9 protein-coding genes are annotated in these 16,839 nt (G+C 59.2%); 3 read left to right on the forward strand and 6 right to left on the reverse strand.

What is annotated here, in order from left to right; all coding sequences use genetic code 11:
* Positions 1-117 precede the first annotated feature (117 nt).
* On the reverse strand, positions 118-753 hold the full coding sequence (locus tag B5D61_RS11220) for a hypothetical protein (protein ID WP_139373205.1): 636 nt from the start codon (positions 751-753) through the stop codon (positions 118-120).
* Between the two features lie 261 nt (positions 754-1,014).
* On the opposite strand from B5D61_RS11220, the gene B5D61_RS11225 reads away from it, so the two are divergent.
* Positions 1,015-1,677 carry a hypothetical protein gene (locus tag B5D61_RS11225; protein WP_078813485.1) on the forward strand — a complete coding sequence of 221 codons (663 nt, stop codon included), beginning with the start codon at positions 1,015-1,017 and terminating at the stop codon, positions 1,675-1,677.
* Between the two features lie 350 nt (positions 1,678-2,027).
* On the opposite strand, the gene B5D61_RS11230 is transcribed toward B5D61_RS11225, so the two are convergent.
* The 4 genes from B5D61_RS11230 to B5D61_RS11245 form a co-directional block, all read right to left on the reverse strand.
* Positions 2,028-2,600, reverse strand: a complete 573-nt coding sequence (locus B5D61_RS11230) for a hypothetical protein (RefSeq protein ID WP_078813486.1) — start codon at positions 2,598-2,600, stop codon at positions 2,028-2,030.
* A 71-nt stretch (positions 2,601-2,671) separates the two neighbouring features.
* Positions 2,672-3,781 carry an OmpH/Skp family outer membrane protein gene (locus B5D61_RS11235; RefSeq protein ID WP_078813487.1) on the reverse strand — a complete coding sequence of 370 codons (1,110 nt, stop codon included), beginning with the start codon at positions 3,779-3,781 and terminating at the stop codon, positions 2,672-2,674.
* Between the two features lie 190 nt (positions 3,782-3,971).
* The gene (locus B5D61_RS11240; RefSeq protein ID WP_078813488.1) at positions 3,972-4,196 is read right to left on the reverse strand and encodes a hypothetical protein; all 225 of its coding nucleotides are present in this window, start codon (positions 4,194-4,196) and stop codon (positions 3,972-3,974) included.
* 203 nt (positions 4,197-4,399) lie between these two features.
* On the reverse strand, positions 4,400-5,008 hold the full coding sequence (locus B5D61_RS11245; protein ID WP_078813489.1) for a nuclear transport factor 2 family protein: 609 nt from the start codon (positions 5,006-5,008) through the stop codon (positions 4,400-4,402).
* A gap of 334 nt (positions 5,009-5,342) precedes the next feature.
* On the opposite strand from B5D61_RS11245, the gene B5D61_RS11250 reads away from it, so the two are divergent.
* The gene (locus B5D61_RS11250; protein WP_078813547.1) at positions 5,343-7,313 is read left to right on the forward strand and encodes a sulfatase family protein; all 1,971 of its coding nucleotides are present in this window, start codon (positions 5,343-5,345) and stop codon (positions 7,311-7,313) included.
* Between the two features lie 248 nt (positions 7,314-7,561).
* Entirely contained in the window at positions 7,562-9,139 is a 1,578-nt protein-coding gene (locus B5D61_RS11255; RefSeq protein WP_139373208.1) for a hypothetical protein, read from the forward strand.
* A 526-nt stretch (positions 9,140-9,665) separates the two neighbouring features.
* On the opposite strand, the gene B5D61_RS11265 is transcribed toward B5D61_RS11255, so the two are convergent.
* On the reverse strand, positions 9,666-16,703 hold the full coding sequence (locus tag B5D61_RS11265; protein WP_078813492.1) for an autotransporter-associated beta strand repeat-containing protein: 7,038 nt from the start codon (positions 16,701-16,703) through the stop codon (positions 9,666-9,668).
* Positions 16,704-16,839: the final 136 nt, after the last annotated feature.

The following is a 16,839-nucleotide window of genomic DNA, read 5'->3' on the forward strand; positions in this document are numbered from 1 at the left end:
TTCTTTCACTCAGAAAAGAGCTCTTGAAACTGGAAGGAAATCTTACGTTTCGGACAACCTTTTGTCTGAAAGTGTAAGGCCTTCCAAACCAAGCCATTACCTGCGCGACACTGAGTTTTAGGGGCTCGTCTCCTCAGCGTCCTCTGTCTGATTTTTGCTTTGATGAAACAGATAATCCAAGGCGCCTAACAAGGTGCCTTCTTTGACCTGGTGGCATTCGAGACAGCTCTGTTGGGCCAAGAGGGGGGCGATGACGCGGACTTGATCTGTGGTGTCTTCGTGGGGATTCGGCGGCACCGCCAGCTTTACCCAAGGCTCTCCGGCGCGCAGCTTGGCTACCGCCGCTGTTTCCTCACTCGTGAGCGGGCGGTGGGTGGCTTCGAGGAGGGCTTCTTTTTTGGGCACACGCCCCGTGAAATAACGGTCTCCATATTCGGGAGTGAGGCCCAGGAGACAGATGCTTTCCTTCCAGTGGGTGCTGCCTTCGAAGTGAACTGAAAGTTCTCCCCAATACTTGGAGCCATTGACCAAGCGATTGACTCCAAAACCCTTGCTCTCGACAAAGCTGTTGATGGCTCGTTGATGGGCTTCTGGAAAGGGGGTGTTTGACCGTGGGGTCGTGTAGCCAACAACAGTGACCAGAGAGATCAAATAAACCACCGGAAACCAAATGGGTGAGAACACTAAGGCCACGATAAAAATGGCCAAGCCTATGCGCCATTTGGATATTTTTCCGGTAGGGATATTGGCCATGCGTGCGAGGATACCCGAGCCCAGGTGAAAAACGCCAGTCAAATGACGGGGCAGGGAGGGCCTTTTGCATGAAAGGCTCATCGCAGGAATTTTTTCACCCACGATACAACCGCTTTCACCGTGATGCTGCGATGAGGTGGTGACGGCCTTCTCCTTAGAGGTCGATCACTTCAGAAATGTTCAAAACAAAAAACGATCTTTTTTGTTAGGCGGGCTGAAGTTTCTCATCACGACCCTCAACCTATACACATCCCCTACGACATGATACGATCATCCATCGCTCTCCTCGCCCTCTCCTTGGCGGCCTCCGACACCTATGCCGGCACCCCTGTTGCCCCCATGGGGAAAGCCCCCGTGCAGCAGCCGGTCTATGAGGAGCCTGTGCTCATTTCCTATGACAATGTGTCTCTCTACTATCAATACCGCACCGCTGACTTCCTCGGTATTGATGTGGACGGGCACGGGGCCGGTCTCGGCCTGGAGATCTCTCCTGTGGATCATCTCTACTTCGCCCTGGGCGGCTCCTGGACGGATATCGACTTCGGCGTGGACCTGGACTACTGGCAAGCCAATGCTGGCATCGGCGGTTACATCCCGATCACCAACAACATCCACTTCGTCACCGAAGTGGGCGTCAACTATGCCAATCTGGCCCTGGCTGATTTCGATGACATCAGCACGGATGATTGGGGTGTGTATGTGACCCCACACTTCCGCGCCAAGTGGGGCTTCTTTGAAACGCACGTGGGTGTCAGCTACACCAGCAACGAGCTCGTGCTCTCCGAGTGGAACGCCTTTGCGAAGTTTCTCTTCGAAGTCTCCCCTGAGCTGGATCTCTTCGTCGCCGGCACTTACGGTTTCGAAGAAGCCGATGGCTTTGACGACGTCTTCGGTGCTCAGGCCGGTATCCGCTTCAAGTTCTAATCGAAGCTGACCCCTTTGACCAGACAGTGATGCCGCCCTGCATGCGCGGTAAGCACTAACCAGCGTGCACAGTCTCGAGCGGCTGTGCGCGCTTTTTGTTTGGATGAGAAGAGGGCTGCAAGCGGGCCGATGCGCCCTCGTGAGGCGCTTGCGAGCTTGGAGCCCCGGCTTCAGCCGGAAGGGGTTGGAGGGATCGCAGAAAACACCCCTGTTCGCTACCCTCGTCTCAAGGTCGGACCTCGATGAGAGGTGAGGATCGCACCGTTAGCATCTTCCTCGCAGATTCCGGCTGAAGCCGGGGCTCCGAACCTTGAGTTCTCGGACCTGGCGTGTTGGCGAGGTGGATTTGGCTAGGACGACGGCACCTTGGTCCCCGGCGGTGGCGCTGGGATCGGGGCCGGGTCGGGATTTGGCACGGTGACGGGGGCGGCTGGAAGTGAAATGGGGGCCGTGATGATGGTTGCGGATTTAGGGGGCGGTGGCGGATGTGAGGCCCTGAAGGAATCCAGTTGGGCCGCGCTTTGCATCATCTGCATCTTCATCAGCGCGATTTTGGATTCCTTCAGCTTCCGCTCCGTGGGGCTGAGGTTGGGGTCGTTGCGCACTTTTTCCAGCATGGCGTCTGTGGATGCCGTGATTTTGTCAAAAGAGCTCTGGCCAGAGCTGGCAGGGACAGGGGCAGAGGAGGCCGTTGTCGTTCCCGTGCCGGTGGCGGCGCTGGTGGCTGGCGGTGTGTGCGTGGGCACGGGGGCTGGGGCGGGCGCGAGCGAGGAGGTGGAGAGGCTGGTCGAAGACGATGCTGGGCGGCTGGATGCCGCCGAGTCATCGGAGCCTAAAACTTCCGCGCCTTTGCGGATCTTATGAATGACGGAGACGGCGATGAGGATGCCGATGATGACGGATACGACGGTAGATCTGTTCATGATGAGCCGAGGTAGGACGAGGTGGGTAGCAGCGGATTGCGGATCTGAGATTGGCGATCTGAAATTTCAGATCAGGGGGCCACCATGGCTTTCACATACGCGGCCACTTGCGGGGTGATGTCCGGCAGGGTCATGCCCTCCATGAACTGGTAAGCGGGAAGGGCCTGACTGGTGATGTGATCCGAGACGATGGTGTAGGTTTCCTCCGGCTCCATGAGGATGGAGATGGCTTTTTCGATATCGCCCATCATCTGGGCAATGAGGCGATCACGCAATTCGTTCATGCGCGTTTGGCTTGCGGTTTCCAGCGCGGTTTGTTTGTCACGCAGTTCGGTCTGTCGTTTTGAGATGAGTGCTTGGATCTCTGCTGGGTCGCCAGCCTCCGTGCTCAGGCGTTTGATCCTCTGTTGGAGGTCGCGGATCTCGGGGTGAGTGGTCAGGCTGTAGGTCTCGGCCTCCTGCACCGTTTGCAGGGTGGCTTTCACGGTTTCATGGCGTGGGTGAGCCGCGATCAGGGTGACGAAGTTCACCTTGTAGCAGGGGCCGTAGCGTGGGGTGGTCGTGATGCTGGTGAGGTTCTCCGAATTGGGTTCCTTTTTGAGCTGTTGCACGAGGGCATAGGTGAGGTCAGTCCGAGTGGCGGAGAGGTCGTCACGTTCCTCTGCAGCCGTTGCCGAGATGAAATGACCCGATTGGTTTTTTCCTAATTTTTGATCATAAACAACGACATAACCGAAGGGGCTGGTGCTAAAGTTCTCCTTCACCTTTTCGCGCACGTCATCCCAGATCACACCGCTCATCTGTTGCTTCTTTTTCAGGATTTCCTGCTGGTGGGTTTGTTTCAGGGCAGCGTATTCCTTTTGCAGAGTGGCGGCTTCTTCTGTCTGACCTGCGGCCGTGGCCTTGCGCCATTTTTCCTCAATGGTCCCGAGCTCAGCCCGGGCCAACTCCGCCAGCGACTTCAGGGTGGTCTCAAAGGCAGCGGCTTTGGGGTAGTCCTTCAGCAGTTGTTGCACATCGACGTAATAAAAAGGATAGTGACTGTCCTTGTCTGGGATGGTGATGTCCGATGCCGTCGGGGCTGCAGCAGGGGCGGGCGTTTCTTGCGCCATGAGCCTTGGCCCGGTGAGTGCCATCACGAGGATGGCCAGGATCACCGCTTTTTCTCCAGATCTTTTCATGAGCGTGATCGTTGATCGCATGGGCAGCAGTGTTTCGCCGGGGTTGTCCCTTGGCAATCAATTTAACCGACGCCACCACACTTTAAGTTGGCCGAAATTCCGTGGCGAGAGGCCGCTTTCTCAAGATAAAGAAGGCGTTGACCTCACGCCTGGAGGCAGGCGTGAAAAGATAAGCCTGAGGAGGGACCCACTATAATCGACACGAGTCCTGGAGATGATGCCCGTGGCCTTCATCGCTGAGGTTTTGCTGCGCCGTCTCCACATCGGGGTCGGTGAGGTCCCAAGTCTCAAAAGCCTCGCCATCCCCACAGGCGGGCGGTGTGCGCAGCCAGTGGGCAGGCTGGGGCGGGAGAGTGGGCAGCGGGTGCAGGCGCGAGCACTGCGCCAGGGAATGGGGGAGGGAATGCGGCTTCATACCCTGGCATCGCTTCCGTGCTGCGGGGTGGACGGGTGGGGGTGTCACGAGGGCTCAAAAACAAAACACCGTCTCTCCTGCAAATCATCCAACCCTGGCAAAGTAAATCGGGAGGCCGAAAGATGGGGATGTCGGAGAGACGGTGCGACCCAGCCCTGAGGTCGAAAGTGGAAATGCGGGAAGTGGGCTACTCCAGACCGAGCCTAGGACAGGGCGGCGGCCATGATGCCGGGCGAGGGCTCCCGCCAGGGGGCGAGATCCTCCGGAGAATCGCAGTAGATGTGGATGTGGCGGATGCCGCCATCACGCAGGATGAAGAAGCCGGTGTTACGAAAGCGGGTGCCGTCATTGCGCTCGCACTCGTAGGTGACAAAGGCTTCATTGCCCTTTTCAAAGATGCGCTCGATGTGGAGGGTGATATGCGGGTTCATGGGCCAGCAGTTGCGAAAGTAGCTATCGCGGTCAACGCGATGATTCAGCGGACTGCTGAAGCTGAAGTCCTCGGCCAAGAGAGCGGAGACGGTGTCACGATCCCCCTCTTCATAAGCGGTGAAATACGTCTGAATGATGCTCACCGTCTCCGTGGGAGAGCTGGGCAGCTGGACTGCAGAGCTCATGCCGACGCGTTGCATCTCGTGGGTCTTGATGTCGATGACCGTCTCTTGAGGCGAGAGCGGCATGGGATACGGAGGATAAAAAAGATCGCGGTGGGAGGCGGGGGACTCAGTCGGGATCAGGAGGCGTGTCGCATAGTTCATGACGAGGGTGCCGGGCGGCGATGAGTGGTGGGCGGGCAGTCCGTCTTTTGGCATTCCCACTAGGGGTCAGCCGAAGACGTCGTCACCTGCTTGAATGAGCTTTTGTCTTTATCACGGTTTCCAAATTTATGGAAATTACAGTCATACGTCAACTAAAATGTCGCACTTTTGACGATTATTCCATAAGGGATATGTCTAACACGTTAACCGTCTTTGCTTATGCCCATCTTCGATAGGGGCTTGGAAGCCAAAGATTTCTCGTCCGTGACGTGCATTTTGCCACGGCCAGCGCGCTTGGAAAGCCTGCCTCCAAAAGCGGGCGATCGAAGCATCCTTAGGTGAGCATTTTTCCTGAAACGCGCGCGGCTTCCTGGCGTTCATGGCGATCATGCGTTTCCCTACGTTCTTTCTGGTCACGAGTGGCTTTCTGCTCGCCTGCTTTTGGAAGGCTTGCACACCGGCGGTATCTGCCGCCGAGGCGGCCCCGGCAGCGAGCTCAAAGCCGAATGTGCTCATCATCACCACCGATGACATGAGCTGTGACTCGGTGGGCGTCTATGGCTGCAAGCTCGCCGATACGACGCCCAACATGGATCGCCTAGCAGCACGTGGCGTGCGCTTCGCTCAGGCGCATGTGGTGGTGGGAAACTGCATGCCCTCGCGCAATGTCATGTGGTCGGGCCGCTACCCGCATCACACCGGCATTCAGGGCTTTGATCCACTGCCGCGTGAAGAGGTCAAGTATCCCGTGCTGGGAGAGCTGATGCATGCGGCGGGCTGGTTCACCGGCATCCGGGGGAAGGTGCCGCACTCCACCCCCTTTGTGCCGTTTCCCTGGGACATCGTTTTGGACACGAATGCGGAAGGTAAGAAGGTGCACATCAAGGATGCCCCCTCCTATGGGGAAAGTCTGACGCAAGGCATTGAGGCCGCACGCAAGGCTGGGCAACCTTTCTGCCTGATGCTGAATGTGTCTGACCCGCACAAGCCTTTCTATGCCGAGGGGAATAAAGGCCAGACGGTGGACGATCCGCATGTGCCCAGCCGCGTCTTCACGCCGGAGGAAGTGCCCGTTCCGGGCTTCCTGCCCGATGATCCGGTCATCCGCAAGGAACTGGCGCATTACTACTCCTCCGTGCGTCGTGCCGATGACGCCGTGGGAGCCATCCTGGCGGCGCTGGAAAAAGCCGGTGAGATGGAGAAGACCATCATCCTCTTTTTGTCAGATCACGGCATGCCGTTGCCCTTTGCTAAAACTCAACTCTACCACCACAGCACACGCACGCCGATGATGATGGTGTGGCCCGGCGTGACGAAGCCCGGGCGTGTGGAGGAGACGCACATGGTCTCGGCGGTGGATCTGCTGCCCACCCTGCTGGAGATGCTGAACCTGCCGCTGCCCGAGGGTATGGATGGCCGCTCCTTTGTCCCGGTGCTGAAAGGTGAGACCCAGGAGGGAAGAGACATGGTTTTCAAATCCTACTACGAGAACTCCGGCGGCCAGATCACCCCCATGCGGGCCGTGCAGACGAAGGATTTCCTCTACATCTTCAATCCCTGGTCTAACGGTAAGCGTGTTATGAGTGGCGCCACCGCAGGCACCCCCACCTGTCGCCAGATGCGCGTGCTGGCGAAGACGGATGAGGCGGTGGCTGCGCGGGTGGATCTCTTTGACCATCGCCGCCCAGCCGAGGCCTATGACGTGCGGTATGATCCTGATGCGCTCACGAACCTGATCGACCTGCCTGCCCATGCCGCTCAAGTGACGATCCTGGAGCAGGCCATAGAAGCCTGGATGGTGAAGACCGGAGATCCACTGCTGGACGTCTTCCGCCACCGTCAGGATGCGGCCTATCGTGAGCAGTGGATGCTGGAACGCGAGCAGAACATGAAGAAGGCCCGGGGCAAGGGCCGGAAAGCCGACCGGAGTGAAGTGGAGGAAGACGGAGAGATGAAAGACGAGGCTGCACCGAAGAAAGGTCAAGGCCCAGCCAAAGCCAAGGGAAAAGGCAAAGGCACGGCGATGTCCACGGCTCAGGCTCATGCAGAGGCCAAGCTCATCGAACTGACGCTTCCCGAGCGCCTCGTGCCCGGCGGACAAGCCGTCGTCAAAGTCGCCCATCATCTGCCTGCGGATCTCGGCACCCAACCCGTGCAGATCACCCTGAAGAGTGCCAAGAACGAGCGCCTGGAACGCAAGACCCTGCACCTGCGTGGCGAGGGCGTGAGTGAGGTCACCTTCGATCTCCCCGCCGAGGTTCCCGGCGGTGCCTTCATCTTCGCTGGGCTGGTGGGTGAGAACATCAGCACAGCCCTCCAGCACTGGCAGAGCAAGCTAGTGAAGGTGAGCGGGGAGTGATGCTCAGCAGCACACACTCTCCCACTAGCGAAGCAGGCTCTTCATTGGGTGGAGCCCCCCAATCTCAAGGCACGGTCTCAGGATAGCGCCTTGAGTTAGGGGGTAAAAAAGAATGCGTTTTGGCATAGAGCTGGGAGCCTTTGCAAAATGAAATAAAACAGCCTCTTTTGAGGTTAAATTGTTGGTTAGGGAATGCAAATTGCAGGTGTTGTAACCGACCCTGAAGGACAGGGATTCAGGGGTTACCTATGAAACTATCATCCTTGGGTGTTGTTCGATTCAGTCTCTTCTTTTTTTCGGTGCTCGGTGGAGCATCTGCTTATGGGCAGACCACGTTTCCGGCGGGGTCCAATACGTTTGCCACGGCGACCGTCATTCCGGAGGATACGGTCTATTCGCTGGTGACCAATATCAATGCCTTCACGGAGGAACCGGATGAGCCGGTGCATCGCCCTGGCACCAGCCTCGTCCATGCCGCAAAGACCGCCTGGTGGCGCTGGACAGCTCCGGAGACGGGCTACTGCACCGTGGATACACTGCGCTCCATCGGTGAGACCAATCCGCTGAAGAAAAGCATGCTGGCGGTTTACACAGGCACTTCGGTGAATGCACTGACTCCGGTTGCTGCTGGCACCGGTTACAGCACTTCCGGCTCGTTTCCTGATGGGGGACTTTCCAAAGTGTCGTTCTACGCTGTCAAAGGCACCGATTACCGCATCGCCGTGGATGGCTTGACGGTTGCGGACGTCACCGCCACATCGTGCAATGTCATTCTCCAAATACGCCTGCTGAAGCTGCGCAAGACAGGGCGGCAGACCGTGTTTACCTATGGTCACGATGGGGGCAAATTGGGGTCCGCCTCTCTAGAAATGACGGCGACGGGGAAACTGAGCGGAAAGTTGTTTTTGGGCACCAAGACTTACCCCTATGCGGGTTCCTTCGGTCAAGACGGGTATTTCCGCACCAGCATTCCGCAGAAGGGTGCGCCCGGTACCTTGCCGATCAGTCTGGAGATCGATGGGACGGGAACAGGGCTCATCAATGCCACGGTGAATAGCGAGGACATTGCCGTAACGGGCTTTCCTCGGCGCGCCGAATTCACCTCTCTGACACCAGCTTCCACGGCAGGGCAGTTCACCAGTTACATGCTACGCCTCGGTGGAGACGATCCTGGGGCGGAGGGCTTCTTGACGATGAAAGTGGCTCCCCTTGGGGCCGTGACGGTGACGGGAATTGCGCCTGATGGCACGCCGATTAGTTTCGGCTCATATCTCACTGAATACAGCGGGGGGAGATATTATATCCTGGGTTACCGCTCTTTGTTAAAGGGAAAAGCCACCTGTGTGATCGCGGCCGTGGTTCATGAAACCGGGGCGCTGGATCGCCTGCACGATGGCATCTGTATCTACAGACGCGCCGCTCCGACGACTCCAGGGACCACGTTTTATCCGGCGGGTTTCACGACCAGCTTCTACATCGAAGGCGGCACCTACACCAAACCCACAGCCGGTCAGCGTGCGCTCGGATTCTTGAACCCGACCGGGACAGGACTGATGACGATCACCAATTCCGGGGGCGAGCTAGCCGGGGACGTCATGGAAGCGCTGACCTTGGACATCAAGAACAAGTTTGTCTTTGGATCACTGGTCAATAAACCCAGCCTCAAGCTGAATCCGGCGACGGGTTTGGTCACCGGTGCCATCACCATCCCCCCGGCGAAGAAGCGCGCCATCAAAGGGGTGCTCACCTTGGAGAACTTCGTGCCGAAGCTCCGCGGTTACGTGACCGGTAGCACCCGGAACGTGGCCATGAAGGTGGAGCCTTGAGTTGATCAGGGTTGTAGCCGCTTAAAACTAAAAAGCGCATGTGTTCATTCACGTGCGCTTTTTTTGGTTAGACCTGAGAGCGTGGCAAGAGAAATCCACAAGGCTCCAAACACTAAAAGGCTCTAGCGGATTGAGGATGGATGACTGGATGCCGACGCAGGTGACTTCATGGGGTCCGCACACTCCGTGGGCGGGATACCGTGTGGAAGTCCACGTGAGGTGCCTTTGCTTTTCTCGCCTGATCTGACCTCGCCTAACGAAAAGATCATGTCAGATCATCCCGCCGCCCTGCCTTTGGAGAGATCGGGGGCCGACCAGGTGCAGGGCACGAGCTGCCGAGCCGGGCTTTTCGCACACGGAGTGGGCGAGCCACTTTGAGCCGCTTGCGCATTCATCCATCGATCCACTCATCCAACGAACCTTTTCATCGCTCGGAGCCCCGGCTTCAGCCGGAATCTTTGAAGGATCGTGGCTCACCTCCATACCGCATCAAGGCATGGCTCCGCACTCTGAAGGCTGACGACGGCTATCTTCTCCGGCGGAAGATCAGGCCGAGACAGCCGATGAGCAGGAAGAGCACACGGGAGGGCTCAGGGACGAGGAGGACGACGCTGAGGACGCCCTGGCTGTTGAAGAGGCTGGTATCCCAGCCGAGAGTATCCGGTAGGAGAGCGTTGGTGAAGTCGATGTTATCCACCCAGTTGCTGTCATTGCCTGAGCCGAGGCTCGTCCAGTCCAGGATGTTAAAGGTGTCCCCAGCTTCCGGGGTGTAACCGAGGTAGAGACGCAGGATGCTGCCGGTTTCAAGGGTGAGGGTGCCGGCGGTGAGGCGGTCCGTGGCATTGTTTCCCAGCAGGCGGAAATCGGCCAAGCTGCCGGACTCGAGGGTGAGGCCGGAGAGGAAGTCGAAGTTACCTCGGTTGGCCGCAGTGCCCCCCTGGATGCATCCACCACTCTGGATGGTGGTGTCGCCTGAGATGTCACCGGTGCCGATGAGGCTGGCGCCGCTCTTGACGAGGACCGTGCCGCTGCCGGTGCCACTGCCAGCGGTGTTGGAAATCCAGAGCGTGCCGCTTTCCACCACGGTGCCGCCGGTGTAGGTGCTGCCGGCTCCGGCGAGGCGTAGGGTGCCGATGCCTTGTTTGGCCAGGCCGCCGACACCCGAGATGATGTCGGTGACATGGATGGTGCCATTGACGCTTTCCGTGCTGATGAGCGTGCGTGCGCTGCCGAGCACGAACTCGCGATCAAAGGTGGTCGTGAAGGTGTTATTGGCGGTGGTGGTGCTGCTGGTGAATTGGCGCAGGGCTCCTTCGCCACCGCCATCCCCATTGAGGTAAAATTTGCCACCCGCCAGAGACCAGGTGCCTGCGGTGTCGTCATCGATGATGAACTGCGCTCCATCGGCGACGGTGAGCTTTTTGGCCCCATTGAGCTGAGCGGAGGTCATGAGCAGGGAGCCTTGAGAAATGAGGAGTTCACCGGTGAAGGTGCTGGCGTTGGAGCCCACACCCCAGCGGCCATTGCCGGTCTTCACCACATTGCCCGTGCCGGTGAAGCCATTGCCGCTAAAGTTCTGGTTAGACTGGAAGTCAAAGGTGGCACCATTCGGGCCGACGGTGACGATGCGACCGGTGGTGTTGTTCACAGCGCCAAAGTTGCTGGCGGTGAGTTGAAGCGTTCCGCCATTGATATAGACATCCGCAGAGAGAGCTCCCAGGCCGGTGGTGCCGTTGACGGAAACTGTGCCGCTGTTGATGATGGTTAGGCCGGTGTAGGTATTACCACTCTTCAGGTAGAGCGTGCCGGTGCCATCCATCTGAATGGCGCGGGTGGCGGCGCCGCTGATGATGCCGGTTTGATTCACATCACCGCTGCCGATGATACGCAGGGCTCCAGGGGCATCAATGGCTGGGGTGGAGTTGGCCGAGATGTCGATGTTTCCGGCCAGGGAGTAAGTATCCGAGCGATGGATCACCAATCCACCGCCGCTCAGGGCAATGTTTCCGGTGATGCTGCCGGTGGTGCCGCCGTTACCGAGCTGCATCACGCCGCCGCTGATGGTGGTGCCACCGGTGTAGGTGTGATCTCCGGTGAGTTGAAGCGTGCCGGAGCTGGCTTTTTCAAAACGTCCACTGCCCGTGATGCTACCCGTGCCATTGAAGTAGTAATTGCTGGTGGCTTCGACCACGACGTCGGTGGGGCGGAGTTCGCCGACGAGATTCACGACAATGCTGTTGGGCGTGTCATCGAAGAGAACTCGATCGGCTTGGATGAAGTTGGTGGTGGCACTAGTGTCCAGGGTCTGCCAATTCATTGTGCCACCGACATTCACGGCGCTACCCGCATCCCAAGTGCTGTTTTGGGTGCCCTTCCAGACGACGATTTCACCCTGGGTGACGTCGGCGCTGACGGTGGTTCCGGTGGTGTCATACACGAGGGTGCCGGTGCTGCGACCTTCGATCTCCAGGGCAAAGCCGGAGGTGATGCCCGTGCCTGCGTAGTCGAGCAACGTGTAGAGCCCCGTGCTGAAGGGTTGCGTATTGTTCAGTCGCAGCACCACTTGGCCCGCGCCATTCCATGTTAGGCCGTTGCTGTCGGTGATGTTGATGAACGGCGTGGTGGGCAGCGTGTTGCTATTCAGCTCAAACCGGATCGTGGAACCCCCGGCGAGGCTGAGGGAAGGCGTGGTGAAGCTGCTGCTGCCTGGGTTGACGACGGCTAGGGTGGCACCGCTCTGGGTGGCAAATCCACCGGCCGCTGTGCCGGGCAAGACGCGTAGCACCCCGGCCTCAGCCGTGGTGAGGCCCGTGGCGTTCAGAGCCCCGTTCAGGTTCAGTTCACCGGCTCCAGCTTTCACCAGCGGGCCATTGCCTGAGATGGCTCCAGTGAAGGTGAGGGTGGTGCCAGCTTCAACGATATCGACACGACCGCCACCTGCGGCCAGAGTGATGGGGCGGGAACTAGAGGTGCTGCCAGCGCCCTGGATCTGCAAGGTGCCTTGGGTGGTGGCTGAGCCAAAGTCAAAGCCGGCGATCGCCCCGCCCGTGACAATGGCGCTGCCTGCGGTCGGCAGGGAAGAGACTGGCATGGCCAGCGTGCCCTCCTGGAAGCGGATCGGGGTCGCACTGGTGAAGGTGATGCCCGATTGGATAGTCACGGTGCCCGAGGTGGTCTTAGCCACCCAACCGCCACCGCCTTGGCCGATGGCTCCCGCAGAGGTGGTGGTCATTTCCCCTGAGCGCAGGTCGAAGATCACATCCCCCACGTTGACGGCGGCCCCCGTGCTCCCGGCGGTGGCATGGTAAACGCCGCCATTGAGGGTGAAGCCGCCGTAGGATTCCCCAGTGTGGATTTCGAAACGACCTCCGGCATTGATGGTGATGAAAGTTGTCGAGGGGAGGTCGGGGTTGTTGTCCGGGCCAAAAATGAAGGTGCCGGTGTTATTCACCACGATGGAGACGGCATCGAAGTCACCTGCGGCACCGCGGTCGGTCAATTGAACGATCCCGCCATTGATGTTGAGGGTGCCGGCGAAGTTGTGATTGCCTAACAAATAAAGATGACCGGAGCCGTTTTTATTGATGATGCCCGTGCCGTCCAGACCTGCGCTCATGTTGAAGACGCCGTCGATGTCGAGATTCAGTGTATTCGTGCCCAGGGTCAGCACGGAGTTGAAGTTCATCGTGGCTCCCGAGCCGATCTGCTTGATCGTGTTGGTGCCGTTGAGGGTGAGGGCATTGTTGAAGGTGAAGGTATCACTGCGGTTAAACGCCAGTGTGCTATCGGTCAGGCTGATGGCCCCGGTAACACTGCCCCCTGTGCCGCCGTTACCGAGCTGAAGCGTGCCGCCGCTGACGGTGGTGCCACCGGTGTAATCATTGGCTGTGGCGAGGATGAGGGTGCCGGTGCCGGTTTTGCTGAGCACAGCGGTGCCGCTGATCTTGCCTGCGCCGGTGAAGGTGTAGTCGTTGCTGGCATCCACGGTGACGGAGAGCGGACTGACGGTGCCGGGGATCTGCACGCTGCGGTTGGTGGCCGTGTCATCGAAGCGGACGATGTCCTTCGTGATGAAGTTGGTGGCGGTGCCTGCGTTGATAAGCTGCCAGTTGAAGGTGCCTCCCACGCTCGGGTCCGTGCCGGTATCCCACACGCTGTTGACGCTGCCGGTCCACTTCACGCTGTCTGTGCCGGTGATGTTCACCTGGATCTGGGTGTTAGCGGTGTCATAGACGAGGTTGCCACTGGTGCGGCCCTCGAAACGTAGCGTCAGGCCGGAACTGATGGCGGTGCCGGAGTAGTCTAGAAGGGTAAAGAGGCCGTTGCTAAAGGCTTGACTGTTGGTTAGGCGGAACACGGGGCTGCCGCTGAAGCTAAAGCCGTTGCTGCCGGTCACCTGCATCAGCGCCACGCCGGGAGTGGTGGAAGAAGCGAGTTCAAACTGAAGCGTGGAGGCATCCGCCAGCGTTAAGCTCGGCAGGATCATGGTGGCGGGAGTGGCCGTGTTACTGATGGCCAAGACGGCTCCAGTTTCTGCGGCAAAGCCGCCTGCTGCCGTGCCGGGCTTCAAGCGTAGCGTACCTGCGCTGGCGGTGGTAAGGGCGGTGCTATTCAGAGCTCCTTGCAGATTCAGCGCACCGAGGCCGGTCTTCACCAGCGGGCCATTGCCGGAGATGGCTCCGGTGAAGGTGAGGGCCGTATCGGTCTCCACCACATTCACCACACCACCATTGCCAGTGAGAACAATGCTGCGGGAGGTGGTGGGGGTGCCTGCACCATCGATGCGCAGCGTGCCCTGAGTGCCCGTGCCGCCAAAGGTGAAGGCCGCATTAGCTCCACCGCTGACCACGGCCGTGCCGGTGGCGGGAACCGCGCTGGAGACCATGGCCAGCGTGCCTTCCTTGATCTGCACATCCAGAGACGATGCCATGGTCACACCGGCTTCCAGCGTGACGGTGCCGGAGGTGGTCTTCGCCAACACACCGCCACCGGATTGATTCAAGATACCGCCATTGCCCGTGCCCGTAATGGCCGTGGTCGCGCGGCCTGAGCGGAAGTCATACACGACTCGTCCTGCAGTGCCTGCCTCGGCGCCGGTATTGACCCCGGTGTTGCTACTCGTGATCGCACGGTATTCACCACCATTGAGGACGATGCCGCCGTAGGATTCACCAGTGCGAATTTCATACAAACCGCCCGTGTTGATGGTGATCATGGTGTTGCTAGGCAGGTCCGGATTGCCATCGGGACCGAAGATGAAGGTGGTGCCATTATTGACCACGATGGAGGCGGCATTGAGGTCACCACTGGCACCACGGTCGGTGAGCTGCACGACACCGCCATTGATGTTCAGGGTGCCCGTGAAACTGGAAAGGCCGAGGAGATTGAGCTGACCGCTGCCGTTTTTATTGATGATGCCAGTGCCGGTGATCCGGCCCACTTGATCCCAGGTGCCGGTGCCATCGAAGTTCAGCGTGGCGGAGCCGAAGGAGAGCGCGGAATTCACCGTGGCGGTGCCGGTGCCGTTTTGGCGCAGGGTGTTGGTGCCGGAGAGGGTGAGAGTGTTTTCAAAGGTGAAGTCCTCGGAGCGATTGAATCCGAAGATGCTGCTGGTGAGGGCGACGGAGCCGACGACACTGCCCGTCGTGCCGCCATTGCCCAGGATGATGCCACCGCCATTGATGCTGGTGCCACCCATGTAGTCGTTATCCGTGGCCAGAGTCAGGATGCCGGTGCCGGTCTTGGCTAGGCTGGTGGTGCCGGTGATTTTTCCCGTGCCGCTGAAGGTGTAATCCGTAGCTCCGGTGACGGTCAGGGCCGTGGGAGCCACGCTGCTGTTGAGCTGCACCGCATAGCGCGTGGCGGTATCGTCAAAGCGGATATTGTCGGTCTGGATGAAGTTGGTGGCCGTGCCGCCGGTCATGAGCTGCCAGTTCTGCGTGCCGCCTACATTGGCTGCTGTGCCCACATCCCACACGCCATCGGTGGCTCCAGTCCACTTCAGGCTGTCGGTGCCGGTGATCTCCAGTTGGATGCGGGTGCCCAGTTCATCGTAAATCAGATTGCCCAGAGTGCGGCCTGAGAGCTTGAGATCAATGCCACTGCCAATGCCAAAGCCGGTGTAATCCAGCAGCGTGTAGGTGCCAGTGGCAAAGTTTTGCGCATTGGTCACATTCAGGGTGAAGCTGTTATCCATGAGGAAGAGACTCCGCACGTTGACCAAGGTCTGGTTAGGCAAGGTGGTGCGGTTCAGTTCCAGGCTGAGGGTGGCATTATCTTCCAAGATCAGCGTGGGCACATCGAAGGTGGTGGTGGCACTGCCCAGGTTTACAGCCAGGATCGCCCCGGTATCCACGATGAAGCCGCCGGTGGAACTGACAGGATTCACGCGCAAGGTGCCCGCAGACACTTGCGTATCGCCCGTGGCCCCGAGTGTGCCGGTCAGATGCAGGGTGCCTGCGCCAGTTTTCTGCAGCAGCCCCGCGCCGGAGTTCGCTCCAGAGAGGGTGAGGATAGTGGTGTCCTGTGTCACCTCGATGACCCCGGTGCCATCGGCGGCGCGGACGAGGTTGCCCCCGCGGCTGGCGGTGGCTCCGCGATACTCCAGCGTGCCGGTGGTGCCGGTGCTGCCAAAGGTGAGGGGAGAGCTACCCAGGTTCACCGCATGATTCATGATGATGCGGCCCTCCATGAGATTGATGCCGCCAGAGGTGGTGATGCTGGTGGCCCCAGAGAGCGTGACAGTGCCTGTCGTGGTCTTGTTGATGGCGGAGGTGCCACTGACGGCATAGGCGGCTCCAGAGTTGGCATTGCCGGTCAGGGTGCCGTGCGTCCAGTTCAGAGCGGTGGCACCGCTGGGGGTGATGTTACCCGCATTGAGATCCAGATTACCGCCCAGCAGATGAATGCCCCCCAGCGTTTGGGATTCCTGCCAGCTCACCTGCCCGCCTTCATTGAGGGTGATGTAGGTGGTGTTAGGCAGGTTGGGATCCCCTGCGCCGGCATTGCCAAATTGATACACTCCGCCGTTGTTCACGACGATGGAGACGGGGTTGAAGTTGTTGGTCAGTGCGGTGCTGGAGGTGCCGCCCCAGTTGGAAAACCGACCCTCATTGATGATGATGGTGCCGGTGAAACCCGCGTTGTCACTGTCATGGATGAAGGTGCCGCTGCCGATCTTCGTGATCGTGGCGGAGCCTGCCATGAAGCCGGTAAAACGCATCGTGCCAGTGATGTCCAGGGTGGGATCGGTGCCGGCAAAGGTGAAGGCATTGGCCAGTGTGCCCGCTAGAGTGATGGTGTTTGTGCCGGTATTATTAACGGTTAGGCGATTCAGCGTCATGGCCCCAATGTTATTGGTGCTGGTGTAAGAGCCGCTGGTGGCATTGAAGCGCACCTGCAAGGTATTGCTGCTGACCGGCACGGAGGCGGGCAGCCAACTCGCGGCCGTGTTCCAGTTACCGTTGGTCACATTCCAGACCGACTGCGCCTGGAGAGGAACGGCAGCTAGGGTGATGAACAGGGTTGATAGGGCGAAACCAAGACGGAAGGACTTGCTCTTCATTGGGGGGGCGGCCCGGTAGCATCACCACCCCGCTCTCGTCTCTCCCTGCTCTGCGACATTATCGTCGCCAGCATAGGTGTAACGCTCTGGCGGAATCCACAGGCTGCTCAGAGGCGAGCGTGAAGAAAGGATGTAA

Source organism: Prosthecobacter debontii (assembly GCF_900167535.1).
In the GTDB taxonomy this organism is placed as follows: domain Bacteria; phylum Verrucomicrobiota; class Verrucomicrobiia; order Verrucomicrobiales; family Verrucomicrobiaceae; genus Prosthecobacter; species Prosthecobacter debontii.